The organism is Haloarcula limicola, from assembly GCF_010119205.1.
Lineage (GTDB): Archaea > Halobacteriota > Halobacteria > Halobacteriales > Haloarculaceae > Haloarcula > Haloarcula limicola.
On sequence record NZ_WRXM01000004.1, the window covers coordinates 19854 to 46847 of the forward strand.

Sequence of the window (26994 nt, forward strand, 5' to 3'; positions counted from 1 at the left end):
TAAAGGCCCGGTCGGGGTAACGCCGCGGCGTCAGCGCTCGGCCCGCTGCCAGCGCCGGACCGCGACCGCGACGGCCAAGTGACCGAGGAGACAGACGGCGACGACGGCCCCGATCAGTAGCCAGTCGCCCAGTTCCAGCGGGACCGTCCCGAAGTAGCGGTTCAGCGGGGTGTACAGCACCGCCAGCTGTAAGAGCGCCGAGACGGCCACGGCGGCTCCGAGCCACGGATTCGAAATTATCGGGGTCTCCCTGAGCCAGCGGATGACGTATAGCTTCTCGAACTCGACGGCGACGAACCCCGTGAAGACCATCGTCATCGCGTAGGGCGTGACGGCCGTCGCCCCGCCGAGCGTGATCGCGAGCAGCCCGAGCATCGCCATCGTCGATACCGCCCCGGTCCCGCCCATCAGCCCCAGCATCCCTCGGTCGACGATACTGCGGTCGGGGTCCCGGGGCGGTCGGTCCATCACGTCCTCGCTCGCGGGATCGGCTCCCAGCGCGACGGCCGGCAGGCCGTCGGTGAGGAGGTTGATCCACAGCAGCTGTACCGCCGGGAGGACGAGATAGCCGAACAGCGACGCGATGAAGACGATGGCGACCTCCGCGACGTTGGCGCTCAGCAGGTAGCCAACGAACTTCCAGACGTTGTCGAAGATGGCCCGGCCCCGCTCGATGGCCCGTTCGATGGTCGCGTAGTTGTCGTCGAGCAGGACGATGTCGCTGGCTTGCTTCGCCACGTCGGTGCCGCGAATCCCCATCGCCACGCCGATGTCCGCGTGTTTCAGCGCCGGCGCGTCGTTGACGCCGTCGCCGGTCATGGCGACGCGGTGGCCGTTGTCCTGTAGCGCGCGCAGGATGCGGACCTTGTGTTCGGGCGCGGTGCGGGCGAAGACGTCGACCGACTCGACGCGGTCCCGGAGCGCCGCCTCGTCCAGCTCGTCGATCTCGCGGCCCTCCATGACCTCGGTGTCCATCCCGAGGTCCCCCGCGATGGCCGCCGCGGTGCGGACGTTGTCTCCCGTTATCATCTTCACGTCGATGCCGGCCCCCCTCGTCGCCGCGATGGCGTCGGCCACCTCCTCGCGCGCGGGGTCGATGAGGCCGAAGAGCCCGACGAAGACGAGGCCGTCCTCGAACTCGTCTCCCCCGGTCGCGTCGCCCGAAACGTCGTCCGCGTACGCGGCGGCCAGCACTCTGAGGGCGTCGTCGGCGAACGCGTCTACCCGCTCGCTGACGCGAGCGGCCCGCTCGTCGGTGAGCGGGACCGGGCCGTCTTCGGTCAGGATCCGATCGGCCTTCGAGAGGAGGACCGCCGGCGCGCCCTTGACGTAGGCCCGATCGCCGTGGACGGTTCCCATCCACTTGCGCTCCGAGGAGAAGGGGATCTCGTCGGTTCGCGGGTGGGAGTCGCGGAGGGCCGTCACGTCGATGCCGCTGTCCTCGGCGGCGTCGACGAGCGCCCGTTCGGTGGGGTCGCCCTCGTCGCCCGCCGCGTCGTTACAGAGCGCGCCGGCTCGAAGCAACAGGTCGATGCGGTCGCCGGTGCGGATGTCGGTGTGAGTGTCGGTCGGTTCAGTCTCGTCGACTGCCGACCGGTCGGTTCCGACGTCCTCGGCCGCGACGACGCCGTCGTTCACCCACAGTCGGCTGACGGTCATCTGGCCCCGGGTCAGGGTCCCGGTCTTGTCCGTACAGACGACGTCGACGCCGCCGAGCGCCTCGACCGCGGGGAGCCGGCGGACGAGCGCCTTCTCCTCGGCCATCTGGCGGACGCCGAGCGCCAGCGTCAGCGTCACGACCGCGGGCAGCCCCTCGGGCACCGCGGCGACGGCCAGCGAGACCGCCGTCAGCCCCGCCTGAAACGGTTCGGTCCCCTGTAAGAGCAACAGCGGAACGACGAGCGCGGCCAGTATCACCACGCCGAGACCCAGCGTCCGGCCGAGCGCGTCGAGTTCGGTCTGCAGCGGCGTCTCCGTCTCCTCGGTGCCGGCCAGTTCCAGCGCGATCGCGCCGACCTCCGTGTCGTCGCCCGTCCCGGTGACGACGGCGACGGCCCGCCCGCGCGTGACGTTCGTCCCCTTGTACGCCATCGGCGTGCGCTCGGCCAGCGGCGTGTCGGCGTCGACCGCGGTCGGGGCCTTCGAAACGGGGACGCTCTCGCCGGTCAGCGCCGCCTCGTCGATCTCGAGTCCCGTCGTCTCGACGAGGCGACAGTCCGCCGGAACCACGTCGCCGCCCGCCAGCTCGATGACGTCACCGGGGACGAGTTGCGTCGCCTCGACCGCCGTCGGCGTCCCGCCGCGTCGGACCGTCGCCGTCGGCGCGGTCAGTTCGCGCAGCGCCGCGAGACTCTCCTCGGCGCGGTAGTCCTGGACGAACCCGAACAGTCCGTTCGCGACGACGATGACCGCGATGAGGACGGCGTCGACGACGTGACCGGCCCAGACGGACAGCGCCGCGGCGACGACGAGGACGTAGATGAGGACGCTCCGGAACTGCGTGAGGAAGATGTCCACCAGCGAGCGCTGCCCCTCGCTCGCCACCTCGTTCGCGCCGTATCGCTCGCGGCGGCGGTCCGCCTCCGCGGCGTCGAGGCCGTCGAGACTCGTCTCCAAGGCGTCGAGCGTCGCTTCGGCGGACTGCGCGTGTGCGGGCGGGCTCTCCTCGACGGACTGTGCGTGTGAGGGCGGGACCACGTCGGGACAGACTCGCCCGGTCACCAAATTTGTTATCCGTTGACGGGAACCGGAGGTTTACGTGGCCACCGAGTGGAGTGGGTGACATGGCCGCCGTTCGCCGCCTCGTCATGGACGTGTTGAAGCCTCACGACCCGACGCTGCTGTCGTTCACCGAGCGGGTCAGCGAGACAGAGAGCGTCGCGGGCGCGACCACGTCGCTCATCGAACTCGACCAGGAGGTCCAGAACGTCAAGGTCACGCTGGAGGGCGAGGACATCGACGTCTCGGCCGTCGAGGATACCATCGAGGGCCTCGGCGGGACGGTTCACTCCGTCGATCAAGTGGCCTGCGGCGACCGCCTCGTCACCGACCGACGGACCCTACAGGACGGGTAACCCCGTGGTCGGCGCTCGCGAGTTGTTCGGCCGCCTCCTCGGGAAGGAGGACGTGCTGGCGATCTCCCGTCGGTACTTCATCTCCAACGGCTTCGACGGGACGCTGACCTGCATCGGCGTCGTCATCGGGGCCGTCCTCTCGGGCGTCCCCGACGGCCTGACGGTCGTGAAGATCGGACTGGGCGCGGCGGTCGGACTCGGCACCTCCGCTGTCTGGAGCGTCTGGGAGATCGAGCGCGCGGAGACGCGAGCGGAGATCCGCCGCCTCGAACGGGCGATGCTCACCGACTTAGACGACACGCGAATCGAGCACGAACAGCGGGGTGCACGCCTGTTACACGCCGTCTCGAGCGGGCTCGGTCCCGTCGTCGGCGTCCTGATACCGCTCTCGCCGTTCCTCCTCGCGGGGACCGCCCTCTCGCTCGTCGAGGCCGCCGTCGCCGCCGTGAGCCTCGGTATCGGCATCCTCGGCGTCTTCGGCGCGTACATGGGCTCCATCTCCGGTCAGCGGTGGTACGTCGCCGCCGCGCGGATGGCGCTGGCCGGACTCGTCGTCGCCGCGATCAACGTCTTCCTCCCGGGGTGAGTCGGCCGGTTCGAGTGATAACAGTCCGTCGGGCGACTCAGACGTCCCTCGGCGACTCCACTCGGCCGGTCAGGTCCTCGGGCACGAGGCGGTAGAACTCGAAGGAGACCACGCGCGTCGGGTCCTCGAAGATGTCGACGAGCGGGATCTCGACCCGGTCGAGGCCGTCGAGCGTCTCCGTCTCGATGCCCGACTCCTCGACGCCCTCCAATCGACCGGCGGCGACGACGCTCCGCCAGCGGTCGTCTTCCTCTCGGTGGACCACGAAGGAGACCGGCCGGTCGGCGAGGTCCGACTTCGAACTGTCCGCGCCGACGGAGAGACGGAAGTAGAACGTCCGCGTCTCCGCGTCGTAGCCGTACGAGACCGGTACTGTGTGGGGCGGTTCGTCGGCCGTCGTCGGGAGCGAGAGGACACCGGTGCCGCCGGACCCGAGAAACGCGTCGATCTCGTCGCGCTCCATCTCCACGGAATCGTCCGTTGCCATACCACCACAATAGTTGTCGAAACTATAATTTCTATCGCCCGTTACGCCTCGCCCTTCTATCGCCCGTTACGCCTCGCCCTCCTCGTCGCTTCTGCGGACTGTGAGCACGGGCGTCGGCGACCGACGGACGAGTCGCTCCGCCGTGCTTCCCAGAAGCAGCCGATCCCACCCCGTTCGCCCGTGAGTCCCCATGACGACGAGGTCGATCGGGTTCTCCTCGACGTAGTCCAACAGCTCGCGGGCCGGAACGCCGCTGCTGACGGACGTCTCCACGTCGAGTCCCCTCTCCCGCGCAGCGGTCGCCACCGACACCACGGCCTCCTCGGCCAGCGTCTCGAACTGCTCGACGAACTCCGGGGGGACGCCCACGTCCGCGCCCGTAGCGATGTCGCCGAGGTTCACGACGCTGACGGCGTGGACGCGCGCGCCGGCCCGTTCGGCGATCGCGAGAGCGTGGGCGACGGCGGCCGCCGCGTAGTCGCTGCCGTCCGTCGGGACGAGGATCTGGTCGTACCCCTCCTCCACCGCGCTTCGCTCGCTCGCTCGCACCGTGAGGACCGGGACCGGGGACTGCCGGACGACCCGCTCGGCGACGCTCCCCACGAGATACCGCGACAGCCCGCGTCGCCCGTGGGTCCCCATCGCGACGAGGTCGACATCGCGGTCGGCGACGTAGTCCAAAATGGCCGTCGACGGCTGGCCTGTCACGACCGACGACTGCACCGTCTCGACGGCCGAGACCGCGCCGTCGAGTGCATCGATGGCCGTCCGCGCCTTCGATTTGAGCCGTTCCACGTACTCCTCGTCGACGCCGCCGGCCGAGAACGGCCCCGCCGCCGCGTCGACGTCCACGACGGTGAGGAGGTGGAGCGTCGCGTCGAACGCGTCCGCGATATACGCCCCGTGCTCGGCCGCTCGGACCGCGTGTTCGCTCCCGTCGGTGGGAATCAAGATGTCGTCGTACATCCGTATCCGTCGATACGCGTTCGACCCCTGATAATTTTGGGTCGTAGCGCTGCGAACACGCCGTCTCGGCGGTCGCGGGAGTGGCGAACGGACACGCCCACCCCACCGTGTCGAGTGTTTTCACGCGGCGGCGTGAGGGGGTGGCGGAAGCGGCCGAGCCAGAGGGTGGGGACACACCCACCCCACCGTGTCGAGTGTTCTCGCGAAGGGGAGGGTGGGGGCCGATCTAACCGTCGACGGGAGAGCGACAGGGGACCTAATCCGTCGGCGGGGAAACAGAGGGAGAAACTGACGCGCCACCGAGGAACCGAGCAGAATCAGATGCGGCGTGCGACGCGGTCCGGCGGGACGATGTCTTCGAGTTCGCGGACCACGTCGCGAACGAGGTCCAGCGGCACGTCGAACTCGTACTCGTGGTACTGACCGCCCGCCCGCCCCTCGTTTCTGACGGTGCGCTGTAAGATGCCGACCATCGCCAGGTCGGCGAGGTGATCGTGCATCCGTCGGCGGACGAGCGGGTCCGTCCCCGAGTGGTCGGCGACCGTCCGGTACTCGGGGTAGATCTCGCGAACCCGGGCCGGCATCTCGTCTTCGAGCGCCAGCGAGAGCGTGGCGATGAGCGTCAGATGCCCGTGATGGGTCAGCTCGCGCATCCCGTGGCGAATCTGCCCGCGTTCGAGCGCCTGCGACGCCGCCCGGACGTGATCCTCGACGATCGGCGGGTCGCCCTCGGTCCGGGCAATATCGCCCGCTTTGTAGAGCAAGTCCAGCGCCTGGCGCGCGCTGCCGGTGTCCTGGGCTGCGATGGCGGCACACAGCTGCAGAACGCCCGTCGAGAGCGCGTCCTCCCGTAACGCGCCGTCGACGCGCTGTTTCAGAATCGACTCCAGTTCGGGAGCTTGATAGGGCGGGAAATGTATCTCCTCTTCACAGAGGGTGTCCTTGACCTTCGGCGAGAGCGTCTCGCGGAAGCCGAAGTCGTTGCTGATGCCGACGACGCCCGGTTTGACGCTGTCGAGGTACCCGTTCGAGCGCGCGCGTGGGAGCTCGTAGAGGATGTCGTCGTCCTGCCCGATGTGGTCGATCTCGTCTAAGACCAGCAACACCGTTCCGCCGATCGACTCCAGTTCGGAGTACAGCATGTCGAAGACGGTCTGCTGTGGATAGCCGGTCGTGCTGATCTGCTGGCTCGCCGGGCGGAGGAGATTGACGAGATTGGCGGCGACCTGATACGAGGAGGAGAAGTTCGTGCAGTTCAGCCAGTAGACGGAGAGGTCGACGTCGTCGTACGCCTCGACGTCCTGCTTCAGGTGCGAGAGGAGGAAGCGGGTGACCGCCGTCTTGCCGACGCCGGCCTTCCCGTAGAGGAAGATGTTCCGGGGCTGCGCGCCGTTGATGACGGGCTGGAGCGCGTTCTCGTAGGCCTCCAACTCCTCGTCGCGGGCGGCGATGGAGTCCGGTTGGTAGTCCTCACGGAGCATGTCCTCGTCCCGGAAGATCTCCGTGTCCCTGGTGAACCGCGTCATCGAACCACTCTATGGACATGCGGTTGATAAAACCACCGTGTCGGATGCGTCAAGTGTTTTCCGACTAGAAAAAGACCACGGCTACGCGTCGGTCTCCCACCCCTTTGTGTCGAGTGTTTTCGTCCGCGGTCCGAAACGCCGAGAACACTCGACACGGTGGGGTGGGTGGGTCGGAACAAACCGGTAAACGTCGATATCTATCCGTGAGAGCGGTCTGAATGCAGATTCGCGACGAGCGCCGATCTCCGCCCGCCGCGCTAGCACTCCTCAAGGAACGAGCACCGCCGCGGTCGTGTCGGGACAGGAACACTCGACACGGTGGGGTGAGGGGGTCGCCGACCGCCCCATTCTGTCCGTCTCGCCGTCTCTACGAGTGCGCCACCCGCCGCCTGCGAGAACATTCGACACGGTGGGGTGGGAGACGACGAACCCGACCCGACAATCGACCGCTACTCCCGGCGAAACACTCTGACCGTATCGCGCTTCTGGACGGACGACTCGACCTCTTCGAAGCCGCGCTCGGTGAACACGCGGTTCCAGTCCCGATAGTACAGCGGAACGTCCTCGTCGACGTAGTTGACCTCGCCGTGCTCGCCGCTCTCGTTCTCGACCGTTATCAACAGGTCGCCGGTGATCCGTGCGAGGTCGTCGAACACCCACTCGACGTCGGGATGGATGTGCTGGAGCGTCTCGACGGAGAAGACGGCGTCGAACGCTCCGTCGTCGACCGTCTCGACGTACTCCTCGATGGCGGCCGCGTGAAAGGTTCCGGTCTCGGCCAGTTCGGGGTACGTCTCGGCGAGGGCGTCGAGGGCGTCCGCGTTGACGTCGACGCCCGTCAGGTCCGAGAACCCGCCGTCGGCCAGCTCGGCGAGGTGCCGCCCGACGCTGCACCCGACCTCCAGCACGCTCGCCTCGCGCCCGACGCGCTCTTCGAGGCGGGACCGCAGCAGTTCGCTCGTCTCGTCCGGGCCGTAGTGGGCGTAGTACGTCGGCGAGTACTCGCCGGAGCGCTCGGCCCACTCGTCTCGGACATCGTGAGAATCCACGGTTAGTGAGGGCGACGACGGCCTAAAGGTCTGCCGACACGACGGCGGTTTTCGGCTCCCCGAGCCCGGATCGCTATCGACTCCAACTCGACGCTATCGACTCCAACTCGACGCTATCGACTCCAACTCGACGCTATCGACTCCAACTCGACGTGATCGGATCACAGCTCGACGGTTCCGAGGTCGGACTCCAGCTCCTCGACGTGGTCGTTGTACGCGCGGACGAACTCGCGGAACTGCGGGGCGTACTCTCGGATGTCGTCGGCCGAGGGGGGTTCGTACTGCGAGAGGAGATACAGCCCGCTCGACCCGCCGACCCGGAGGTACGACGCCCCGTCGCGGTCCCACTTCAGCTCCCAGCGCGTCCCCGCGACGCGCTCCGTGAACGTCCCGTAGTCGCCGCCCTCGTAGCGCTGGAGTTCGCGAGCGATGCGGTCACAGACGTCTCGAATCCGACCGAGGACGCGGTCCCGTTCGCCGACGACGCCGTCGGTGGTCGTCACTTCCGGGAACTCCGTCGAGACGTCGTCCAAGACCCCCTCGTGTGAGGCGACGTAGTCGTTGAACCCGCTGACGAAGGCGTCGTAGTCGGTCAGCGCGTCCGCGAGCGGTTCGGGTTCGGGCGGTTGCTTCGTCGAGACGACGTAGACCTCGCTGCCGCGGCCCGGGTCGAACCTGAGATACGAGAGATCGCCGCCCTCGTACTTGACGGTCCACTCGCCGCGGTCGGTCTCGACGGTCGCCTGCCCGTAGTCGCCGCCTTTCAGCCGGGCCAGTTCGTAGGCGATGCGGCCGGCGTGGTCGCGCACGGCGGCGACCAGTTCGTCGCGTCGGTCGGCGACCGCCGCCGCGTCGTCGGGGTCCACCGGGGGCCAATCAGTCACACCGATTCCACGCGCGCGAACGGCATAACGAGTGCGATACGCAGAAGCGGCATAACGGGTGCGATACGCAAAAACGGCATAGCGGGTGCAGCACACGAACGCGGATCTCTTATACGCGAACGCAGCGCGTCGTTCCGTCTCGGTTCCGACTTGCGTTCCGGCCCGGAAGGCGACTCCTGCGAACGGAAATGAGCGCCTACCGATACCGGCATCGACTCCATAAATAAAGCCGGGGGCCTCGATCTACGGGTATGGACGACGGTCGGACCGGACGCCGCTACCTCGCCCTCGCGCTCTGTTTCGCGCTCGTGACGCTGTCGCTCTCGATGGCAGTTTTCGCCGACACCGCCGCGGCGAAACAGGGATGGGCGGCGGGGTCCATCGACGGCGGCGACGATATCGCGAACGCAGTTCCCGCTGATTCCGGCCCCGCGGATTCCGGCGTCTATCCGCACGGGCGAGAGCCACACGGACCGCCGGCGACACCGACGGAATCGAAACCCGTCACGCCGACGCCGACCGAGGTGCCCAGAACGACTCCGACGGAATCGGCTCAGTCGGCATCAGCGACAGCGGAATCGGACTCGACGGCGACGACACCGACCGATTCGTCAATCGATCCAGCGATGAACGCAGCGAGCGAAACCACCGAGCCGGACGAAACATCCCACGGAACGCCAGACCACGGCGGTTCGCTGTCGACCGCCGGCCCGCTCGCCGCTTTCCTCACCGCGCTGCTTCTCGGCAGCGCCCTCGTCGCGATTCGGCGTCGTCGATAGGCCCGCTCCGACCGCGACGAATACAATTCACGATGCGTGAATACGTTTATACAGCGGGAGGGAGTCACTACGGACATGGCCCGCCCGACGGTTCCGCCGGCCGAGGAGATGGAGGGGCAGATCGCCCGGACGACGGTCACCAGCTTCCGGGTCGTCGAGGCCCTGGAGGGGCGCGACCCGACCGGCGTGAGCGAACTGGCCGACGACCTCGACATGGCCAAGAGCACCGTCCACAAGCACCTGAGCACGCTTCGTCAGTTGGGCTACGTCACCCGTGAGGACAGGAAGTACCGACTGAGCCTCGGTTTTCTGGGACTCGGGACCAGCGTCCGGGCGCGCATGGACCTGTATCAGGCCTCCTACGAACCCATCGAGACGCTGGCGGAGGCCACCGAGGAGGTGGCCAGCGTCATGGTGCCCGAGCACGGCCGCGGGGTCTACCTCCGGCGGGCGGCGAACGAGGCCGAACCGCCGACCGACCTCTACGAGGGCGAGCGGGTGCCCCTGACCGCGACCGCCGGCGGCAAGGCGATCCTCGCGTATCTCCCCGAGAACGAGCGGGACCGTCTCGTCGACGAGCCCCTGCCCGAGTTCACCGAGAACACCATCACCGACCGCGACGCCCTGCTGGAGGAACTCCAGACGGTCCACGACGACCGGGTCGCCCGGGACCGCGGCGAGTTCGACGCCGACCGCCACTGCATCGCCGCGCCCATCACGGATACGAACAACGTCGCCGTCGCCGCCGTGACGGTCTCCGGCCCGGCCGACCGGATGCGCGAGAAGTCGCCCACGTACGACTTCTCCAGCATCATCGGAAGCACCGCGACCTCGATACGGAACCGGGTGATTGAATAACGGCCGCGATACGACGCCGTACCACGAGAGGCAACCCATACACGAGACGCCACCGTGCCGAAATCTCACTCACAGATCGACAACCTGCCGACTACCGCACATGACTTCCGAGACGCCACCCAACGTCCTCGCGGTGCTCACCGACCAACAGCGGTGGGACACCCTCGGCGCGTACGACTCGCCGATGGACCTGACGCCGACGCTCGACCGACTCGCGCGGGACGGGACGCTCGTCGAACGGGCGATATCCCCGCAACCGGTCTGTCGGCCGTTCCGCGCCGCCTTTCACACCGGCCAGTTCGCCACGGAGGCCGGCGTCTGGCGCGAGGGACTGAAGCTCGGCGAGGAGAAGACGACGCTGGCTCATCGCTTCTCGGAGGCGGGCTACGACGTGGGATTCGTCGGGTCGTGGCATCTCGGCGGCACCTTCGACGAACCGGTGCCGACGGAGAACCGCGGCGGCTACGACGACTTCTGGCGCGGTGCCGACGTCCCGGAGTTCACCTCGAAACCCTACGAGGGCCACCTCTACGACGAGACGGGCGAGCGCGTTCGCTTCGAGAAGTACCGGACGGACGCGTTTACCGACTTCGCCGCGACGGCGCTGGACTCCCTCTCGGAGCCGTTCTTCCTCGTCGTCGCCTATCTGGAGCCGCACCACCAGAACGACATGTGGACGTACGTCGCGCCCGACGGGTACGCCGAGCGATACGAGACCGACCCGTACGTCCCGGCCGACCTCGAAAACCGGCCCGGGGACTGGTTCCGCGAACTCCCCGACTACTACGGCATCGTCGAGCGCCTAGACGAGTCGATTAGTGACTTACTCGACGCGCTCGAAACCCGCGGGCTGCGCAGGAACACCGTCTTCTCCTACACCTCGGACCACGGCTGCCACTTCCGGACCCGACCCGGCGAGTACAAGCGGACGCCCCACGAGTCGGCCGTCCGCGTCCCCGGTATCCTCGCCGGTCCCGGCTTCGAAGACGCGGGGGACGTGAGTCGCGTGACGAGCCTCATCGACTTCCCGCCGACGCTACTCGACGCCGCCGGTCTCCCGGTCCCCGCGGAGATGCACGGGGACAGCCTCCTGCCGGTCGCCCGGGGCGAGGAGCCCGACGAGGACGGCGACGCGTTCGTCCAGGTCAGCGAGTCCCAGGTCGGCCGGGCGCTCAGGACCGACCGCTGGAAGTACGCCGTCGCCGCGCCCAAACAGACCGGCTGGCGCGGCGGTAACGGGCAACCGGCCAGCGACACCTACGTCGAACGCTACCTCTTCGACCTACACAAGGACCCAGCGGAACAGGTCAACCTCGCCGGCCGGCCGAACTACCGCGACGTCTCGGACCGACTGAAAGAGCGGCTCCTCCAGTATATCTCCGAGGTCGAGAGCGCGGATCCGACGATAAAGCCGCGTGAACGCGGCTTCCCCGAGTACTGAGGCCGGCGGACGACCGTCGGCGGGCCGTCCCGTCGACGACGCGGCGCGCTGTCACTCCCCGTCCGGTAGAAACCCGTCTGGGTCTCCGATGGTGAACGTGAGGACGCGGCGCTCGTCGAGCGGCCGGACGTGGATCCGAACTTCGCCCTCCCGTTCGACCATCTCCACGAACTCGTCGTGTTTCTCTGGGCTGTAGTAGACGGGCGTCAGCACCGCCGTCGCCGCCGCCTCGTTCTCGAAGGCGACGACGGCGTAGACTGTCCCGCCGGTGTCCGCGCGGAACACCTCGGCTCGCTCGAACCCCGCCGTACTGTCGAACGCGTCGACCAGCGGGTCGAACTCGTTGTCCGGTGCCAGCAACTCGGCGCCGGTCCGTTCGACGTCGTCCGCCGTGATGGCGACGTCGCCCGGGTGGATCTCATGAGCGTCCCAGCCCCGGTCTCGGTACGCCGTCGCGGTCGCGGCCATGTCCTCGACGACCTGCTCCCAGCGCGGCATCGCGTCGGCGGCGGGGTTGTCCGACTCGCCGGGCGTCTCTGGGTCGGTGGGCATACATCGTGGGCCGGTAGCCTCCCGCAAAAGCCTTCCTCCCGAGACTGCGGCGGAAGCTATATCCGTGACGTGGCGCCAGTGTGTGATAATGACTGACCTGCTCTCGCTCTCCGACCTCAGGACGCAGTTCGACACGGACCGAGGGGCCGTGAAGGCGGTCGACGGGCTCGACCTGACAATCGAACCCGGGGAGACGGTCGGTCTCGTCGGTGAGAGCGGGTCCGGTAAGAGCGTCACGGCGCTGTCGGCAATGGGCCTCGTCGACGACCCCGGGGCGGTCGTCGGCGGCGGCGTCACGTTCGCCGACGACGCGCTCGCCGCGGAACTCGCGTCGAATCACGGCGACGCCGTCTCGTCGTATCCGTTCGACCTCGTGACGGCCTGCCGCCGGGTGGCGGGAGACCTCAGAAGCGGCGAGTCGGCGGCGACGGCGGCCGACGAACTCCGCGGGATCGCCACCGACCTCGACGGGCGCGAAGACCCCGGCTCGCTCGGTCCCAACTGCCGGGAGTTCGGCGATCGGCTGGACGACGGCGACGACCCCGTCTCGGTCGGCGAGGCCCTCGACGACGCCGTCAATACGGCCCTCGACGGGTTCGTCTTCGTCGAGGCCGCGCACCTCGACCCGGACCCGGAGAGCGACGTCGAACCCGACGCCGACCCGTGGGCGGTCCTCCGCGACCGGGACGACGGCCACGAACACGTCCGGTTTGAGGGGGCCCGGATCGACCTCACGACGGCACCGGAGGGGGCGATGCGGGACGTTCGCGGCGGCGAGATGAGCATGATCTTCCAGGACCCGATGACGTCGTTAAATCCGGCGCTCCCGGTCGGCGAGCAGATCGCGGAGAGCCTGCGGCTCCACCGGTACGGCGGCAAGAAGTCGGACACGTGGCTGAACGGCGTTCGGGAACTCCTCGCCCGCGGCGACACCGACGAGGAGGTGGTACAGGACACCGTCGACATCCTCGACGCCGTCGGCATCCCCGAACCGGAGACGCGACTGGACGAGTACCCCCACGAGTTCTCCGGCGGGATGCGCCAGCGCGTGCTCATCGCCATCGCGCTGGCCTGTCGGCCGCAGCTGCTCGTCGCCGACGAGCCGACGACGGCGCTGGACGTGACCATCCAGGCCCAGATCCTGGACCTGATAAACGACCTCCAAGAGGAGTTCGGCATGAGCGTCCTGTTCATCACCCACGACCTCGGGGTCGTCGCCGAGACCTGCGACCGGGTCGCCGTGATGTACGCGGGCGAGATCGTCGAGGAGGGACCGGTCGACGAGATATTCCACAACCCGAGTCACCCCTACACCTACGCGCTCCTCGAATCCATCCCGAGAGAGGACAGGGACCGCCTCCAGCCCATCGAGGGGAACGTCCCCGACCTCATCGACCTACCCGACGGCTGTCACTTCGCGCCGCGCTGTCCGTGGGCGCGAGACGAGTGTACCTCCGGCGAGATCCCGTATCTCGACCACGGTCCGGAGGGCGTCGACCACCGCGCGAAGTGCGTCCTCGAATCGTTCGACACGTCCGAGTACGGCGAGGCGGCGACGGGACAGATGACCACCGAATCGGAGACGTTCACGGGCGAGCCGATGATGGAGGTCGAGGGGCTCAAGAAGCACTTCTCCAGGGCCGAGGGGTGGCTCGACGAGTGGTTCTCCGACGAGCCACAGACCGTCAGGGCGGTCGACGGCGTCGACTTCGACATCTATCGGGGCGAGACGCTCGGTCTCGTCGGCGAGTCCGGCTGCGGGAAGTCCACGACGGGGCGCTCCGTCCTCCGGCTGCTGGAGCCGACCGACGGCCGGGTGGTGTTCACCGGCGAGGTGCTCACCGACCTCGGGGACGACGACCTCGGCGCGAAGCGCCGCGAGATGCAGATGATCTTCCAGGACCCGATGTCCTCGCTTGACCCCCGCCAGACGGTCGGGCAGACGGTCAAGGAACCGCTGGAGATACACGACCTCCCCGAGAGCGACGCGGCGGTCACCGGCCGCGCCGAGGTCACCGTCGACGGCATCGACCGCAGCGCCGTCACCGTCGACGTCGCCGACGACGTGGACGCCATCGTCGGGAGCACCGACGGGGAGGCGGTCGTGAACGTGACTGTCACCGTCGAGGGCGACGACGTGGACGTCGAGGTCGCGGAACCGCTCGACGTCGACACCGCGGTCACTCGCACCGACGGACGAATCACGGCCGTCGACGTCGAGGTGACCGCGGGGAACAGCACGCGCGCGAGGCGACGGAACCGGGTCACGCAGCTGCTCGAGGCGGTCGGTCTCGAACCGGCGCAGTACGACCGGTACCCCCACGAACTCTCGGGCGGCCAGCGCCAGCGCGTCGGCATCGCTCGGGCGCTGGCGGTCGACCCCGACTTCATCGTCGCCGACGAACCCGTGAGCGCGCTCGACGTCAGCGTCCAGGCGCAGATCCTCAACCTCCTGGAGGACCTCCAGGAGCAGTTCGACCTGACGTATCTTTTCATCGCCCACGACCTCTCGGTCGTCCGCCACATCTGCGACCGCGTCGCCGTGATGTACCTGGGGAAGATCGTCGAGACGGCCCCCAGCGAACGCCTGTTCGAGGACCCGAAACACCCCTACACGGAGGCCCTGCTCTCCTCGATTCCGGAACCCGACCCGCGCGCGAGCGACGAGGGGCGCATCCTCCTGGAGGGCGACGTTCCCAGCCCCGTCGACCCGCCCTCCGGCTGTCGGTTCCGGACTCGGTGTCCGAAGGTCATCCCGCCCGAGGACGTGGACGTCGAGCAGGCGGCGTTCCGAGAGGTCATGGACTTCCGCGAGAGCGTCGAGAACCGGGACATCCCGCTGGAGGCGGTCTGGGAGGACGCCGAGATGGCGACCCGGGAGCCCGCGGAGACCGCCGAGGTGTCCGCCGACGGTGGTCGCGACGCCGACAGAGAGGCGTTCGCTCGGGAGATCTGGGACCGGGAGTTCGCGACCGAACCGTCGGGGCGCGTGCGCGACGTCGTCCGCGAGGCCATCGACGCCCTGGCGACCGAAGACTGGGACGAGGCCGAGGCGACGCTCCGGGAAGCCTTCGAGAGCCCCTGCGAGCGGGAGGAGCCACCGCTGCGGGGCGATGAACGACCGGTCGCCTGTCACCTCCACCACGACGACAGCGTCTGATCGCCGACCTGATCGCCGTACGGGAGACCGCCCCCATCCCCCATGATTTTAAGTGATAGAGCCATCCATTTGCTCTTATGTCACGCGATAGCACTAGTCGTCGTCAGTTTCTGAAGGCCGCTGGTGCCGTAACAGTCACGGCCACGTCGACTGCCGGTTGCGCGAGTTTCGGTGGCGGCGGTGACGGCGGCGGGACGCTCATCTACTCCCGCGGCGACCACCCGACGAACTACGACCCCCAGCAGACCACCAGCGGCGAGGTGGCGAAGGTCACCAACCAGGTGTTCGATACGACCATCGACTTCAAACCGGGGAGCGGCGGGAAACTCGTCGACGGCCTCGCCAAGGAGTGGGAACTCGACGGCAAGACCACGACGCTGACGCTCAAGGAGGGAATTACCTTCCACGGCGGCGACGAACTCACCGCCGAGGACGTTCGGGCGACGGTGCGACGGTTCATCGACACCGAGTACGAGTTCTTCCTCGGGGAGAAGCGCTCCGGGTACTCGTCGGTCACGTTCGGCGACTGGGTCGAGAGCGTCGAGGCGACCTCGAAGTACGAGGTGACGTTCACGCTCAAACAGCGCTACGCCCCGTTCGTCCGGAACCTCGCGATGTTCGCCGCCGCCATCCTCTCGAAGAGCCAGATCGAGGAGATGGGACAGGGGGCCGAGGCGCAGGCGGAACTGGGAACCGACCCGCGGGGGACCGGCCCGTTCCAGTTCGAGGAACTGGACAACTCCAACGAGAAGATCAGGTTCAGCGCTTACGACGACTACTGGGGCGAGGGACCGCACGTCTCGCAGCTGATCATGAAGACCATCAAGTCCAACCAGACGCGGGCGCAGGACCTCATCAACGGCGACAGCCACATCACGGACAACCTCGGCGCGCAGGCGATAAAGCAGATCAAGGACTCGGACGCGGCGTCGGTCAAGAAGAAGAACGGCATCAACGTCGGGTACATGGCGTTCAACCAGTCCCGGAAGGCCGCGTTCCGAAAACCGAAGGTCCGGCGCGCCATCAGTTACGCCGTCGACACCGAGGCCATCGTCAACTCGATCTATCAGGGCTTCGCGAAACAGGCCGACCAGGCGCTCCCGCCGGACGTCCTCGGCCACAACGAGGACCTCGACCCGTACCCCCACGACCCGGAGAAGGCCCAGACGCTCCTCGAAGAGGCCGGCGAGACCGACCTCGAGTTCGAACTGGCGACCTTCTCGAACCCCCGTGGCTACAACCCGAGTCCGGTCGCCACCGCGAACCAGATCCGTTCGAACCTCGAGGACATCGGCCTCTCCGTCTCGGTCAACCAGTTCTCGTCGTTCGGCCCCTACATCGACTACACGTACGCCGGCAAGCACGACGCCGCGCTGCTCGGGTGGTACACCGACAACGCCGACCCGGACAACTTCCTCTACGTCCTCCTCCACCCCGGCGTGCCCGTCGAGGAAGTCCCGGACGGCCAGAGCTACGTGAGCTGGGACAAGAAGGGGAACGCCTCGAACATCTCGTCGTGGGCCAACAGGGAGTACATGAAACTCGTCAACGAGGGACAGAAGACCTACGACGAGCAGAAGCGCGAGGAGATCTATCTCGAAGCCGCCAAGATGACCCACGAGCAGGCCCCGTGGGTGTTCCTCGACTACGCACAGCTCACGAGAGGTATCAACCAGGCGGTCCAGGCAGACAGCTACACCGTCAGCTCGGTGGGCGGTCCGTACCTGGAACTCGTCCAGATGAACTGAGCGGGCGCACCGGCCAGCGCGCCGGTCGCTCGAACCCGGCCGAAGACCCGCTCCGACAGCCGACCACGTGCTTCCGATCTAACCCATGACCTCGAAACGATTCATCCTCAAACGACTGCTGTTGCTCGTCCCGGTGCTCCTCGGCGTCGCGACGTTCGTCTTCGTCATCCTCCACCTCTCGCCCGGGGACCCGGCCCGAGTGATACTCGGACAGCGCGCGTCGCAGGCGCGCGTGATGGAACTCCAGCGCGAGCTGGGCCTGAACGATCCGCTGTACGTCCAGTACGGCCGCTTCCTGCTGGAGGCCGCGACGTTCGACTTCGGCCAGTCCTACAAGGTCGCACAGGGCCAGCCCGTTCGCAGCGTACTCGCGTCCCGGCTTCCGGTCACGATCGAACTCTCCCTGTACGGGCAGGCCATTGGACTCCTGCTCGGGTTACCGCTCGGCGTCATCTCCGCCGTGAAACAGGACACCCTTGTCGACCACTTCGGTCGCATCGGCGCGCTCTCCGGCATCTCCATTCCCATCTACTGGTCCGGACCGATGCTCATCCTGCTGTTCTCGACGTTCCTCGGCATCTTCCCGGCGAGCGGCCGGATCAGTTCGACGGTGTTCCTCCCCGATCACTGGATGCTGCTGGGCGTGGAACTGCCGCTGACCGGGATGGTGACCATCGACACGCTCCTGCTCGGCAAGCCCGGCGCGTGGCTCTCCGCCGTGCGGCACCTGTTCCTGCCCGCGGCCACCATCGGCATCTACTCGCTGGCGCTCATCTCGCGGATGATGCGCTCGTCGATGCTCGAAGTGGTCCGCCAGGACTACATGCGGACCGCCCGCGCGAAGGGCCAGGGCCAGAAGATAACGATCATGAAACACGGGTTCCGGAACGCGCTCATCCCCGTCGTCACCGTCATCGGCATCCAGTTCGGGACGTTACTGGGCGGGGCCGTCCTCACCGAGACCGTCTTCGGCATCAACGGCATCGGCACCACCATCGTCGCCGCCATCAACGCCACGGATTACCCGCTCGTCCAGGGGACGGTCCTGACGTTCGCGCTGCTGTTCACGCTCGTGAACCTCGGCGTCGACATCACCTACAGCTACCTCGACCCCCGAATCCAACAGTGACATGAGCACCGAAACCACCACTCAGACGCCGTCCGACGACCGCGGCTTCCTCGATAGACTCCGGTCCTCGCAGTTCCTCTCGGAACTGCTGTCGAACCGCATCGCGCTCACCGGCATCGTCCTCATCGCCGCGATGGTCGCGGTCGCGCTGTACGCCCGACTCTTCTTGGACCTCGCGCCGCTGGCCGACTCCCGACTCGGACAGGGGATCCCGGACCGCGCGCCCCCGGGCTGGATCGGTCCGGCGGCGGCCGACCAGTTCCTCTTCGGGACCGACGCCGCCGCCCGTGACATCTTCAAGCGGACGCTGTACGGGGCGTGGATCGCGCTGAAGTTCGGGACGATCGCCGTCGCCGCCTCGACGGTCGCCGGCATCGCGCTCGGGACGATCGCCGCTTACTACAGCGACGTCACGGACAACGTCATCATGCGGGCGATGGACGTCCTGCTCGCGTTCCCGTCGCTGTTGCTCGCGCTCGCGCTGGTCTCCATCTTCGGGGCCGGCATCTGGAAGGCCACGGCCGCGCTCATCCTCGTGTACACGCCGCGGTTCGCCCGCGTCGTCAGGGGCGCGGCGCTGAAGGTCCTCGAAGACGAGTACATCGAGGCCACCGAGGCGCTGGGCGCGAGGGATCCCCGCGTGCTCGCCCGGCACGTCGTCCCGAACTCGCTGGCACCCATCACCGTCCAGTCGACGCTGAACTTCGGCCTCGCCATCATCGACATCGCGGCCCTGTCCTTCCTCGGGTTCGGCGCGCAGGCCGGGACGCCGTCCTGGGGACTGATGCTCGCCAAGGGCGTCGAGAACGGCCTGCTGACCGGGAAGTGGTGGATGTCCGTCTTCCCCGGGCTGTTCCTCGCCATCACCGTCCTCGGGTTCAACCTCCTCGGCGACGGGATGCGCGACGCGCTCGATCCCCGGATGCGGGAAGCCGTCGACTGACGATGTCGGCCGGCGTCGAAACCGAGGGGCGCGACTGGCGACTGCTCGCCCGCGCCGCCGGCGTCGGCTTCGCCGGTGCCGTCCTGCTGTTCTACGCGCTGGTCGCGTTCGGAACGTCGCCGCGGGACGCCAGCGAACTCGTGTTCCCGCTGGCCGCGCTCCCGTTCTCGCTCGGGCTGTTGGGGTGGTCCGCCGTGCTGCTATCCGGCGAGGCGATAGAGACGTTCTCCGCCGAACTGGGCGTCAGCGAGAGCTGGACCGTCGAGAGCGGCCGACAGGGGACGGCCCTCCTGGTCGTCTTCGGTCTCGGCGGGATGGTCGGCGCTGCCGTTGCCGGCGCTCCCTACGGCGTCTGAAGCGCCGACGCGCTCGCGTTCGCTCGCAGCGCTCACTGTCGTTCGCGCAGAAATCATGGGCGCTGAGGGATTTTCACCCGACTGCGAGACTCGCTGTCGCTCGTCTCGCGTGGTTCAAATTCTCAGATTACCGAACCAGTCGCTCACGAGTTGTGAGCGACAGGATACGGGCGCTGAGGGATTTGAACCCCCGACGGTTTGGTCCGAAGCCAAGCACTCTGTCCAGGCTGAGCTAAGCGCCCTGTGTTCAGACATAATCCACCAGTCCGGTTTAAACCAACCGATTCGGTTCCGCCGACTGCCATCGGGTAACGGGTCGCCGTCTCGCTGTCCCTGTCTAATTTCTTCGGACGGAAAAGAACGTATATCGATACGGAGAGAGACAACCGTCGCTGCCGCGCCGGTGGAGAGCCGAGTCGGTCACGATAATGTACGACCTCGGACCCCGCTTCAGGGAGACGTCGGTCGAGTCCGGGACGAATCTCCTCCTCCGGGGCCCGCCGCTGACGGGCAAACGCCAGTTAGCCGTGGAGATTCTCGCTGCCGGAGGGTCGACCTATAGGCGACGGGAATCCGTCTCAGTCGTCGCTCGACTTCGCGTTCGCGTCCGCCTCCGCCTCTCCCGTCTCCGCGGCCGCGTCCGACTCGGCCGTCGAGCCTTCGGCGTCCTCGATGAGCGCGTCGGTGAGAACGGCGTCGGTATCGACGCCCTGTTCGTCCGCGATCGCTTCGAGCAGCGCTCGCTGTTCGTCCAATCGGCCGTCGATCTCGTCGACTCGGGCGTTGGTCGCTTCGACCGTGCCGCGGAGGTCCTGCAACTGTGCTTTGAGTTCGTTGACCTTCGTGTAGAGGTCGTCGGCGATATCGGCGACTTTCTGTAGCTTCTTCGCCGTCGAACCTAATCCCATGGCCGTGGGTACGAACAGTAGCCATTTCGTCGTTTCGCTCGAACGTCGCCGTTAAGACGCCGCCGTCCGGACTGTGGCTATGGACGACTTGCGGACCGCGCCGACCGTCGGCATCGTCGGCTGTGTGCTCTATCTCCTCGCGCTCGCGGTGCCGTATCTCCTCGTCGAGACGACGAGCGCCGTCGGAGCGTACTACGATTCCGGTGCCCTCTCTCCGGTGATCCCCGCCGTCTTCGCGCTCGTCGCGATCATCGTCTTCGCCGCCGGTCGCGAGGGGCGGACGGATCCGAGCGTCGCCGCCGGAGCCGCTATCGTGCTCGGGCTGTTCATCGTCGGTCTCACCCTCTTGTGGGCGACGACAGTTCCCGTGAGTCTCGTCCTCGGACTGACCGAATCGACGCTCATCGAGCACCACCGTTGGGCAGTGGTCGTCGTCGCCCTCTCTGTTCCGCTCGGCGCGGCGTGGTTCGCCCGCGCACTGCGGCTCTTCTGAGACTATCGTCGGCAATACGGGCGCAGTCCCCCGATGTTCCGAAAGGCCCTTATGTGGCGGCGGCGGATTTTCGGCGTGGACTAGGCCGAGGGGCTTGGCCCCCCTCGACACCCGCACTATGGTCATCAGCGGGGGCCGAAACCCGGGGGCGTCCGGTCAGACGGACGTGGACCCCGTGAGCCAACGTCGAAGCCTCGTCCCACGGGGACGGCGGTCCGCGTGGTCGCATCTGCAGGGATGCGCCCACGCGGTTAGTCGATGGCAGCCCGCCAGGCACGGAAGTGAGCAGCGGACCATCGAACACCCGTCGCTCGTGGGGTCGCGGGGTGGAGGAGGCAAACGGGATTACCCACGTCCGAACGCCGGGCAAACCCGGGGTCCATCTCATTCATTCAACATTCCCTCCGGTAGCGACGCCGCCGTCACCGCGGCAAGTGTCACTGAAGCAACCACCGTCTTGTCGGAATACCGAGAGTGTCTCCGGACCACGGATGCCGTCGTTCTACCGGACCGGGCATTACGGAATCAGTCGACATCCGTGATTCCAGCCGGCCGCCTCACGGCATTATAACGGTCTTTACTGTCGTTTCTCGGGCGAAGACGCTACCGAGCGAGACCGGGTTTCGAGAATAACACGTAACTAACTGAGCTACGAGCAGGAGAGACTGGCCATTAGTGTCTTTTAACTTACACTCGGCGAGTCAGTCATGGAGATAGTCCACTGGACCGTGTTCACCTCGCTGTCCGCCGTCGGAACGCTTCCGCTGATAATCACGCTGACGACGCAGTTCGCACCCATCGTCCTCGCGGGAGTGTTCTTCGCGATTCTGGGGTTCAGTATCGTCGCGTTTCACGAACACCGAAGCGACGGTATCGTGTGAGGGCGGTTTCGACCGTACTCGTACTGAACGTGGGGCGACTGTCGTGTCTGGTCGGAGAAGCCGAAAACCCGACAGAGAGTACGGCAACTACCGTCGTCGAATGTGAGAAAATCGATCGCCTAGTCGTCCGCGGGTTCGACGACGCCGTCCAGCCCGGCCAGTTCGAGGCCACCGCCGACGGTGCGGTTCGGGTAGGGGATGTCGATGCCCTCCTCGTCGAACCGCTCCTTCACGGACTGGACGTACTCGCCGCGGGTCTTTATGAAGTCGGCGCGGCTGGGGTTGTCGATCCAGATGCGCGACTGGAGACCGACGGAGGAGTCACCGAGTTCGATGAGCCGAACCGAGGGCGCGGGGTCGTCCAAGATGCCGACGTGTTTGTGCGCCTCCTCGATGATGATGTCGGTCGCCTTGTCGATGTCGTCGTCGTAGCCGATGCCGAAGACGAACTTCAGGCGGAGCTGGTCCTTGGCGACGGGGTTCTTGATCACGCCGTCGGTGAGCTGTGAGTTCGGGACCGTCAGGAGTTCGTTGTCGAAGGTCCGGACGCGGGACACGCGCAGGCTGATGTCCTCGACGACGCCGGCGTGGTCGTCCCACTCGATCCAGTCGCCGATGCGGAACGGCTTGTCGGTGAAGATGAAGACGCCCGCGACGAAGTTCGAGATCGTATCCTGCATGGCGAGGCCGAGCGCGAGCGTCGCCGCGGCGGCGATGGTCGCGAGCGACTGCAGGAAGTCGCCGTACTGCGCGAAGCCGAACGCCACCGCGACGGCGACGAAGACGATGGCGATGAGGGTGAGTTTCTTTATCGGGTTCCGCGCGTGTTTATCGAGGTCTCGGGACTGGAGCGAGCGGTCGACGATGGGGACGACGATAGCCCGTCCGAGCAGATAGACCGCGAGGAAGACGGCGACGAAGACGATGGCCTGCGCCAACGTCAGCGCGAGTCCCTCCGGCATGAACTGCTCTAAGAGGTTGGCGACCGGCGCGACCTGCATCATTTCTCGAACACCGCCGTGTGGCCGCGGACCTGCACGACCTCGGCGTTGACGTGTTCGGTGAGTTCCTCGGCCAGTTCCTCGCTGGTCGTGCCGCCGCGGGCCGACCGGAGGAACCGGACTTTCACGAACTCGCTCTCCTCGAGTTGGGAGTCCAGTTCGTCGACGACGGACTCGATGCCGTTCTTCCCGACGCGGAGCGTCGCGTCGAGGTCGTGTATCCGCTGTTTGCGCGACGTATCAGTCATGTGCCGAGGTAAAGTCCGTGGGACTCATAAAACCAACAGTCACGGAAACCACTCAGCGGTACGGGTACCGGGAGTGTTCGCCACAGGAACAGGTGACGACGACGTGGCCGGACTGGGTCCGGACGCGGGCGTTCCGGCCCGGAACGAGGAAGGTATCACAGGAGCGGCAGATAGACCGTTCGAACTCCCGCGGGAGGCGGAGTCGGTGGCGTTCGGCGATCCGCCGCGCCGTATGGACGTACTCGCGGGCGCGGTCCTCGCGGCCCTCGCCCACTGCTTCGCGGGCCATCGCGCGGAGGCGGTCGATGCGCTCCCGGGCGATGGTCGTCTCGTCGGGCATCGCCGGTACTGAGACCCGAGCGCGGAAACCCCTTCCGAACCGCGAGATTCCCGGCGGCGGAGTCGGTACAGTTTTGCTCGCGGCGGCGGTCGGGCCGGGCGTGCGCGTCCTGAACTACCTCGAACTCGCCGACCGGTTAGAGCGGTCGGGTATCGCCACGTCTGTCGACCACCAGCGACGGGCGCTCGCCGACACCGACGTCTCCGTGCTCACGACGCCGTGGGCAGACGGGCACCCCGCGTGGGCGCTGGGGGGCAACCTCGCCTTCGACGATCCGATCTTCCGAGAGTACGACGTCGCTCACTGCAACATGATCGGGCCGGGGTCGGTCGCCGTCGCCCGCCACGCGAACCGGAACGACGTCCCGCTCGTCCTCCACGCTCACGTCACCCGCGAGGACTTCGCCGGGAGTTTCCGGGGGTCGAACCTCGTCGCTCCGGCGCTCGGCGAGTACCTCGAGTGGTTCTACTCACGGGCCGACCTCGTGCTCTGTCCCTCCGAGTACACCAAGGGCGTCCTCGAATCGTATCCCGTCGACGCGCCGATTCGCTCGGTCACCAACGGCGTCGATACGGAACCCCTCACCGGATTCGAGTCGTTCCGCGAGGAGTACCGCGAGCGCTACGACCTCTCGGGGATGACCGTCTTCGCCGTCGGCAGCGTCTTCGAGCGCAAGGGACTGACGACGTTCTGTGAACTCGCACGGCGGACCGACTACGACTTCGCGTGGTTCGGGACCTACGACGACGGGCCACAGGGGTCGAAAACGGTCAAGCGCTGGACCTCGGACCCGCCCGAGAACGTGACGTTCACCGGCTGGGTCGAGGACATCCGGGGAGCCTACGGGGCCGGCGACGTCTTCCTGTTCCCCTCGAAAGTCGAGAATCAGGGCATCGTCGTCTTGGAGGCGATGGCCTGCGGAAAGGCCGTCGTCCTCTCGGACATCCCGGTCTTCCGCGAGTACTACGAGAACGGCCACGACTGCCTCATCTGCGAGGACGAAGCCGAGTTCGAGGCGGCGCTGGAACGCCTCGAAGCGGACCCCGAACTCCGAGAGCGACTGGGTGAGAACGCCCAGCGAACGGCCCGCGAGCACGGACTCGACCGCGTCGGCGAGGAGTTGGTCGCGGCCTACGAAGACGTGTGCGGAGTCGATCAAAGCCCGGTTTGAGCGTCCGAGCGCTATTACTGTGTCGCCGCTCACAGGGCGACTATGGACCGCCGCTGTTTCTTAGCCACCGTCGGGTCCCTCCTGCCGACAGCCGCCGCCGGCTGTCTCTCCGGTGGCGCGCCCTCTGGTAACGACGCCGCGTACGGCGTCGCGGAACTGCCCGCCGCTCGAATAGCGATGACGCCGGTCGAAGACGTCGCCCTCGCCGAGCGCGTCACCTACTCGGTGGACGAGAGCGAGGACCGCGCCGAACTCCTCGACCGCATCTTGGACGGCGGAGCGACCGTCGAGCGGACTCGGCCGCCGCTTCCGGAAGGCCGTCACATTAACTACCGGGACGCGGTGTACGTCCTCGACCACGAAGTCGTCGAGACGACGCCGGGGACGACGTACTCCGTGCGGGTCGATATCCTCCAAGAGACTGTTACCGACTCGCGGTCGATCGGGTTTTCCGACCTCCCGGCCGTCGACCGCGAGCGATTCGCCGCGAAGGGATTGGCCGACGGCGACCCCGTCGGCGTCGGGACGGCGTTTCACTACACCGACGCAGAGACCGAAGCGTCGGTACTGGTTCCCGAATCGGAGTACGAGGCGATCGTCTGGGAGAACGGTTCGGAGGCCGAGTGGATCGTAGACGACAGCTACGACGCGCCGCTGTACGCCTACGAGTACGCGATCGAAGAGGTGGCGACGGTCGCCGAGTACGGTCGGCGGATGCGTGAGGCGGTCGCGTTCGAACTAACCGACCTGCCGTCGGCACAGCGGGAGGTCGTCGAGGCCGCGATCTCGACCAAGAGCGGGTATTCGGTCGGACCCGATGAGACCGTTCCCGACGCCGTTCGCTCGCTCGCCGAGCGGTTCCGCGACCGGAAGCAGGCCCACGCGCTCGACGGCACCGGTGAGGACGACCTCGACGGGCGATATCTCGTCGACTACGACGGGACGGTCTACTGGACTCAGCTGTCTGTCCGGGAAGAGCGGCTGGCGACGGCGACGGCCGCCGAGTGATCAATCGGCGGCGGCGACGCCCTCCGCCGTCGCTCGCGGGGATCGCCACCAGACGACGGCGACCAGCGCGGCACCGACGAGGACGAAGCCGCCGGCGACGCCGAAGGTCAGCGCGAACCCGTAGCCGGCCAGCCAGCCGCCCGCCACCGAGCCGACGCCGCTCGCCAGCCCGGACAGCGCGGTGTAGAGGCCCAGCGCCTGCCCGCGGATCGGCGGCGGTGCCAGTCGGGTCACGATGCTGGCGGCCGTGACGGCGATGACGGCCCACGCGACGCCGATGCCGACGAAGACGACGCCGTTGACCGCGAGTCCGAGCGCCGTCAGGGGAAAGAGCGCGGCGACGACGGCGACGGCCGGATGGAGGACGGCGCGAGCCAGCAGGCCGCCCGTCTGGAGGCCGGTCACGTCGTATTGCTCGGCGAGGCGCCCCGCTCCGCCGTAACACACGGCCGACCCGAGGCTGGAGACCAGATACAGCGCGAAGACGGTGCCCGAGTCGTAGCCCAGCGTCGTCGAGAGGTACGACGGCAGCGGTCCCCAGAACACGCCGAAACCGGCGAAGAAGCAGGCGACGGCCCCGAAGTACAGTGACAGCGCCGGGGTGAGCCTATCGGCGAACGCGCGGGGACGGAGCGAACGAGTGAGCCAGTAGACCCGTCCCGGGCCGACGGGGAAGGTCGCGCTCCGGACCGGAAGCCGACGCGAGCGGGCGATCGCGTCGGCGAGGCGGTTCCTGCGCGGTCGGTCGAGGGCGGCCGTCTCGACGGGGAGCCACGCCGTCGCCGACAGCGCCGCCGCGACGAGGACGCCCGCACAGACCCACAGGAGCGTCCGCTGGGCGAACTCGGTCCCGAGCGGCCCCGAGAGGAGCGCGGTCCACGCCAGTCCGAGGACGAGACCGCCGGCCCACCCCCATCCCTGATACCGGTTGAGCGTGGCGAACCGCTTCGGCCAGTCGCGCTCCGGCGAGCCGACGGTGACCAGGAGCGTCAACACCGGCGCGACCGCGCCCGCGGCGAACCACAGCAGAGCGTTGCCGGCGATCACCAGCCACTGCCGTTCGGACAGCGAGACGAGCGCCGTCGCCCCCGCCGCCAGCGCCAGCGCGAGGAGGACGAGCGACCGCCGCTTGCCGGTTCGGTCGGCGATCCGGCCGAAGATGATGGCACCGGGCGCGCCCGCCGCGGCGGCGACGCCCGCGAGGACACCCAGCAACAGCGTACTCCCGCCGATCGTGACGAAGTACAGCGGTACGAGCAACGACGCGGCTCCGAGCGCAACAGATCCCACCGCCCACGCGTAGAGCCACCGATCCGACGTCATGAGACGTTGCTCAATCGGGGGGCTGAAAAGCGCTCCGACGGAGCGTCGCGCGGGCGGGCGACGGCGGCCAATAGCAAGGGTTT

Annotated in this window: 26 protein-coding genes, 1 tRNA gene, 1 other RNA gene and 1 pseudogene; 16 read left to right on the plus strand and 13 right to left on the minus strand. The window is 67.5% G+C overall.

Going from position 1 to position 26994, the window contains the following annotated elements; all coding sequences use genetic code 11:
* Nucleotides 1–30: 30 nt before the first annotated feature.
* The gene (locus tag GO488_RS16960) at nt 31–2697 is read right to left on the minus strand and encodes a cation-translocating P-type ATPase (RefSeq protein WP_162319043.1); all 2667 of its coding nucleotides are present in this window, start codon (nt 2695–2697) and stop codon (nt 31–33) included.
* 86 nt (nt 2698–2783) lie between these two features.
* Here GO488_RS16960 and GO488_RS16965 point away from each other — a divergent pair, with 86 nt between their 5' ends.
* Together GO488_RS16965 and GO488_RS16970 are read left to right on the plus strand one after the other, a co-directional pair.
* Complete coding sequence (locus GO488_RS16965) at nt 2784–3074, plus strand: DUF211 domain-containing protein (RefSeq protein ID WP_162319044.1); 291 nt, start codon at nt 2784–2786, stop codon at nt 3072–3074.
* 4 nt (nt 3075–3078) lie between these two features.
* Nucleotides 3079–3660: a VIT1/CCC1 transporter family protein gene (locus GO488_RS16970; RefSeq protein ID WP_162319045.1), complete on the plus strand. Its 582-nt coding sequence runs from the start codon at nt 3079–3081 to the stop codon at nt 3658–3660.
* A 37-nt stretch (nt 3661–3697) separates the two neighbouring features.
* Here the strand turns inward: GO488_RS16970 and GO488_RS16975 are convergent, their stop codons facing one another.
* The 5 genes from GO488_RS16975 to GO488_RS16995 all read right to left on the minus strand — a co-directional run bounded on the left by GO488_RS16975 (nt 3698) and on the right by GO488_RS16995 (nt 8554).
* A complete protein-coding gene (locus tag GO488_RS16975) occupies nt 3698–4147 on the minus strand; it encodes a pyridoxamine 5'-phosphate oxidase family protein (RefSeq protein WP_162319046.1) in 450 nt (149 codons plus the stop codon).
* A gap of 66 nt (nt 4148–4213) precedes the next feature.
* Nucleotides 4214–5113: a universal stress protein gene (locus GO488_RS16980; RefSeq protein ID WP_162319047.1), complete on the minus strand. Its 900-nt coding sequence runs from the start codon at nt 5111–5113 to the stop codon at nt 4214–4216.
* A 317-nt stretch (nt 5114–5430) separates the two neighbouring features.
* Nucleotides 5431–6639: an orc1/cdc6 family replication initiation protein gene (locus GO488_RS16985; protein ID WP_162319048.1), complete on the minus strand. Its 1209-nt coding sequence runs from the start codon at nt 6637–6639 to the stop codon at nt 5431–5433.
* A 449-nt stretch (nt 6640–7088) separates the two neighbouring features.
* Nucleotides 7089–7688, minus strand: a complete 600-nt coding sequence (locus GO488_RS16990; RefSeq protein ID WP_162319049.1) for a class I SAM-dependent methyltransferase — start codon at nt 7686–7688, stop codon at nt 7089–7091.
* A gap of 161 nt (nt 7689–7849) precedes the next feature.
* A complete protein-coding gene (locus GO488_RS16995; protein ID WP_162319275.1) occupies nt 7850–8554 on the minus strand; it encodes a profilin-fold protein in 705 nt (234 codons plus the stop codon).
* 269 nt (nt 8555–8823) lie between these two features.
* Here GO488_RS16995 and GO488_RS17000 point away from each other — a divergent pair, with 269 nt between their 5' ends.
* From GO488_RS17000 to GO488_RS17010, 3 genes are all read left to right on the plus strand, one after another.
* Nucleotides 8824–9351, plus strand: coding sequence for a hypothetical protein (locus GO488_RS17000; RefSeq protein WP_162319050.1), 528 nt, complete (start codon nt 8824–8826; stop codon nt 9349–9351).
* Nucleotides 9352–9426: 75 nt separating this feature from the next.
* Nucleotides 9427–10209 (plus strand): IclR family transcriptional regulator, encoded by a 783-nt coding sequence (locus GO488_RS17005; protein ID WP_162319051.1) that lies wholly within the window; start codon nt 9427–9429, stop codon nt 10207–10209.
* A 100-nt stretch (nt 10210–10309) separates the two neighbouring features.
* Nucleotides 10310–11650 (plus strand): sulfatase-like hydrolase/transferase, encoded by a 1341-nt coding sequence (locus tag GO488_RS17010; protein ID WP_162319052.1) that lies wholly within the window; start codon nt 10310–10312, stop codon nt 11648–11650.
* Between the two features lie 51 nt (nt 11651–11701).
* On the opposite strand, the gene GO488_RS17015 is transcribed toward GO488_RS17010, so the two are convergent.
* Entirely contained in the window at nt 11702–12202 is a 501-nt protein-coding gene (locus tag GO488_RS17015; RefSeq protein WP_162319053.1) for a DUF7529 family protein, read from the minus strand.
* Between the two features lie 88 nt (nt 12203–12290).
* Here GO488_RS17015 and GO488_RS17020 point away from each other — a divergent pair, with 88 nt between their 5' ends.
* The 5 genes from GO488_RS17020 to GO488_RS17040 all read left to right on the plus strand — a co-directional run bounded on the left by GO488_RS17020 (nt 12291) and on the right by GO488_RS17040 (nt 19538).
* Nucleotides 12291–15362 (plus strand): dipeptide ABC transporter ATP-binding protein, encoded by a 3072-nt coding sequence (locus GO488_RS17020; protein ID WP_162319054.1) that lies wholly within the window; start codon nt 12291–12293, stop codon nt 15360–15362.
* Between the two features lie 77 nt (nt 15363–15439).
* Nucleotides 15440–17110: an ABC transporter substrate-binding protein gene (locus GO488_RS17025; protein WP_162319055.1), complete on the plus strand. Its 1671-nt coding sequence runs from the start codon at nt 15440–15442 to the stop codon at nt 17108–17110.
* An 85-nt stretch (nt 17111–17195) separates the two neighbouring features.
* Nucleotides 17196–18239, plus strand: a complete 1044-nt coding sequence (locus GO488_RS17030) for an ABC transporter permease (protein ID WP_162319056.1) — start codon at nt 17196–17198, stop codon at nt 18237–18239.
* Between the two features lies 1 nt (nt 18240).
* Entirely contained in the window at nt 18241–19182 is a 942-nt protein-coding gene (locus GO488_RS17035) for an ABC transporter permease (protein WP_162319057.1), read from the plus strand.
* A gap of 2 nt (nt 19183–19184) precedes the next feature.
* A complete protein-coding gene (locus GO488_RS17040) occupies nt 19185–19538 on the plus strand; it encodes a DUF7268 family protein (RefSeq protein ID WP_162319058.1) in 354 nt (117 codons plus the stop codon).
* Nucleotides 19539–19705: 167 nt separating this feature from the next.
* Here GO488_RS17040 and GO488_RS17045 read toward each other — a convergent pair.
* Nucleotides 19706–19780: transfer RNA gene (locus tag GO488_RS17045), tRNA-Arg, on the minus strand.
* A 186-nt stretch (nt 19781–19966) separates the two neighbouring features.
* Between GO488_RS17045 and GO488_RS20245 the strand changes: the two are divergent.
* Nucleotides 19967–20086: pseudogene (locus tag GO488_RS20245) on the plus strand (RAD55 family ATPase); the annotation flags it as partial.
* Nucleotides 20087–20116: 30 nt separating this feature from the next.
* On the opposite strand, the gene GO488_RS17055 reads toward GO488_RS20245, so the two are convergent.
* Nucleotides 20117–20446, minus strand: a complete 330-nt coding sequence (locus tag GO488_RS17055; RefSeq protein ID WP_162319059.1) for a DUF5798 family protein — start codon at nt 20444–20446, stop codon at nt 20117–20119.
* A gap of 79 nt (nt 20447–20525) precedes the next feature.
* Between GO488_RS17055 and GO488_RS17060 the strand changes: the two genes are divergently transcribed.
* The 3 genes from GO488_RS17060 to GO488_RS17070 all read left to right on the plus strand — a co-directional run bounded on the left by GO488_RS17060 (nt 20526) and on the right by GO488_RS17070 (nt 21820).
* A complete protein-coding gene (locus GO488_RS17060) occupies nt 20526–20939 on the plus strand; it encodes a DUF7548 family protein (protein ID WP_162319060.1) in 414 nt (137 codons plus the stop codon).
* A gap of 73 nt (nt 20940–21012) precedes the next feature.
* Nucleotides 21013–21324: signal recognition particle sRNA (gene ffs, locus GO488_RS17065), an RNA gene on the plus strand.
* Nucleotides 21325–21646: 322 nt separating this feature from the next.
* Nucleotides 21647–21820, plus strand: a complete 174-nt coding sequence (locus GO488_RS17070; RefSeq protein ID WP_162319061.1) for a hypothetical protein — start codon at nt 21647–21649, stop codon at nt 21818–21820.
* A 119-nt stretch (nt 21821–21939) separates the two neighbouring features.
* Here the strand turns inward: GO488_RS17070 and GO488_RS17075 are convergent, their stop codons facing one another.
* From GO488_RS17075 to GO488_RS17085, 3 genes are read right to left on the minus strand one after another with little or no spacing between them, the layout of a single operon-like run.
* Complete coding sequence (locus tag GO488_RS17075) at nt 21940–22821, minus strand: mechanosensitive ion channel family protein (protein ID WP_162319276.1); 882 nt, start codon at nt 22819–22821, stop codon at nt 21940–21942.
* The gene (locus GO488_RS17080; protein WP_162319062.1) at nt 22821–23069 is read right to left on the minus strand and encodes a YhbY family RNA-binding protein; all 249 of its coding nucleotides are present in this window, start codon (nt 23067–23069) and stop codon (nt 22821–22823) included. The genes GO488_RS17075 and GO488_RS17080 overlap by 1 nt, the downstream gene beginning before the upstream one ends.
* Nucleotides 23070–23121: 52 nt before the next feature.
* Nucleotides 23122–23409 carry a ribonuclease P protein component 4 gene (locus tag GO488_RS17085; protein ID WP_162319063.1) on the minus strand — a complete coding sequence of 96 codons (288 nt, stop codon included), beginning with the start codon at nt 23407–23409 and terminating at the stop codon, nt 23122–23124.
* Nucleotides 23410–23509: 100 nt separating this feature from the next.
* Between GO488_RS17085 and GO488_RS17090 the strand changes: the two genes are divergently transcribed.
* Nucleotides 23510–24580: a glycosyltransferase family 4 protein gene (locus tag GO488_RS17090; RefSeq protein WP_162319277.1), complete on the plus strand. Its 1071-nt coding sequence runs from the start codon at nt 23510–23512 to the stop codon at nt 24578–24580.
* A gap of 42 nt (nt 24581–24622) precedes the next feature.
* A complete protein-coding gene (locus GO488_RS17095) occupies nt 24623–25588 on the plus strand; it encodes a hypothetical protein (RefSeq protein ID WP_162319064.1) in 966 nt (321 codons plus the stop codon).
* Here the strand turns inward: GO488_RS17095 and GO488_RS17100 are convergent, their stop codons facing one another.
* Nucleotides 25589–26983: an MFS transporter gene (locus tag GO488_RS17100; RefSeq protein WP_338401345.1), complete on the minus strand. Its 1395-nt coding sequence runs from the start codon at nt 26981–26983 to the stop codon at nt 25589–25591.
* Nucleotides 26984–26994: the final 11 nt, after the last annotated feature.

Excerpts from the sequence above, each read along its gene's own strand:
- GO488_RS17060 (WP_162319060.1), top strand. The coding sequence starts at position 20,526 with ATGGACGACTTGCGGACCGCGCCGACCGTCGGCATCGTCGGCTGTGTG.
- GO488_RS17035 (WP_162319057.1), top strand. The coding sequence starts at position 18,241 with ATGAGCACCGAAACCACCACTCAGACGCCGTCCGACGACCGCGGCTTC.
- GO488_RS17025 (WP_162319055.1), top strand. The coding sequence starts at position 15,440 with ATGTCACGCGATAGCACTAGTCGTCGTCAGTTTCTGAAGGCCGCTGGT.
- GO488_RS16985 (WP_162319048.1), bottom strand. The coding sequence starts at position 6,639 with ATGACGCGGTTCACCAGGGACACGGAGATCTTCCGGGACGAGGACATG.
- GO488_RS17005 (WP_162319051.1), top strand. The coding sequence starts at position 9,427 with ATGGCCCGCCCGACGGTTCCGCCGGCCGAGGAGATGGAGGGGCAGATC.
- GO488_RS17080 (WP_162319062.1), bottom strand. The coding sequence starts at position 23,069 with ATGACTGATACGTCGCGCAAACAGCGGATACACGACCTCGACGCGACG.
- GO488_RS16965 (WP_162319044.1), top strand. The coding sequence starts at position 2,784 with ATGGCCGCCGTTCGCCGCCTCGTCATGGACGTGTTGAAGCCTCACGAC.
- GO488_RS16980 (WP_162319047.1), bottom strand. The coding sequence starts at position 5,113 with ATGTACGACGACATCTTGATTCCCACCGACGGGAGCGAACACGCGGTC.
- GO488_RS17010 (WP_162319052.1), top strand. The coding sequence starts at position 10,310 with ATGACTTCCGAGACGCCACCCAACGTCCTCGCGGTGCTCACCGACCAA.
- GO488_RS17020 (WP_162319054.1), top strand. The coding sequence starts at position 12,291 with ATGACTGACCTGCTCTCGCTCTCCGACCTCAGGACGCAGTTCGACACG.
- GO488_RS16975 (WP_162319046.1), bottom strand. The coding sequence starts at position 4,147 with ATGGCAACGGACGATTCCGTGGAGATGGAGCGCGACGAGATCGACGCG.
- GO488_RS17095 (WP_162319064.1), top strand. The coding sequence starts at position 24,623 with ATGGACCGCCGCTGTTTCTTAGCCACCGTCGGGTCCCTCCTGCCGACA.
- GO488_RS17055 (WP_162319059.1), bottom strand. The coding sequence starts at position 20,446 with ATGGGATTAGGTTCGACGGCGAAGAAGCTACAGAAAGTCGCCGATATC.
- GO488_RS17000 (WP_162319050.1), top strand. The coding sequence starts at position 8,824 with ATGGACGACGGTCGGACCGGACGCCGCTACCTCGCCCTCGCGCTCTGT.
- GO488_RS17015 (WP_162319053.1), bottom strand. The coding sequence starts at position 12,202 with ATGCCCACCGACCCAGAGACGCCCGGCGAGTCGGACAACCCCGCCGCC.
- GO488_RS17075 (WP_162319276.1), bottom strand. The coding sequence starts at position 22,821 with ATGCAGGTCGCGCCGGTCGCCAACCTCTTAGAGCAGTTCATGCCGGAG.
- GO488_RS17030 (WP_162319056.1), top strand. The coding sequence starts at position 17,196 with ATGACCTCGAAACGATTCATCCTCAAACGACTGCTGTTGCTCGTCCCG.
- GO488_RS17085 (WP_162319063.1), bottom strand. The coding sequence starts at position 23,409 with ATGCCCGACGAGACGACCATCGCCCGGGAGCGCATCGACCGCCTCCGC.
- GO488_RS17070 (WP_162319061.1), top strand. The coding sequence starts at position 21,647 with ATGGAGATAGTCCACTGGACCGTGTTCACCTCGCTGTCCGCCGTCGGA.
- GO488_RS17040 (WP_162319058.1), top strand. The coding sequence starts at position 19,185 with ATGTCGGCCGGCGTCGAAACCGAGGGGCGCGACTGGCGACTGCTCGCC.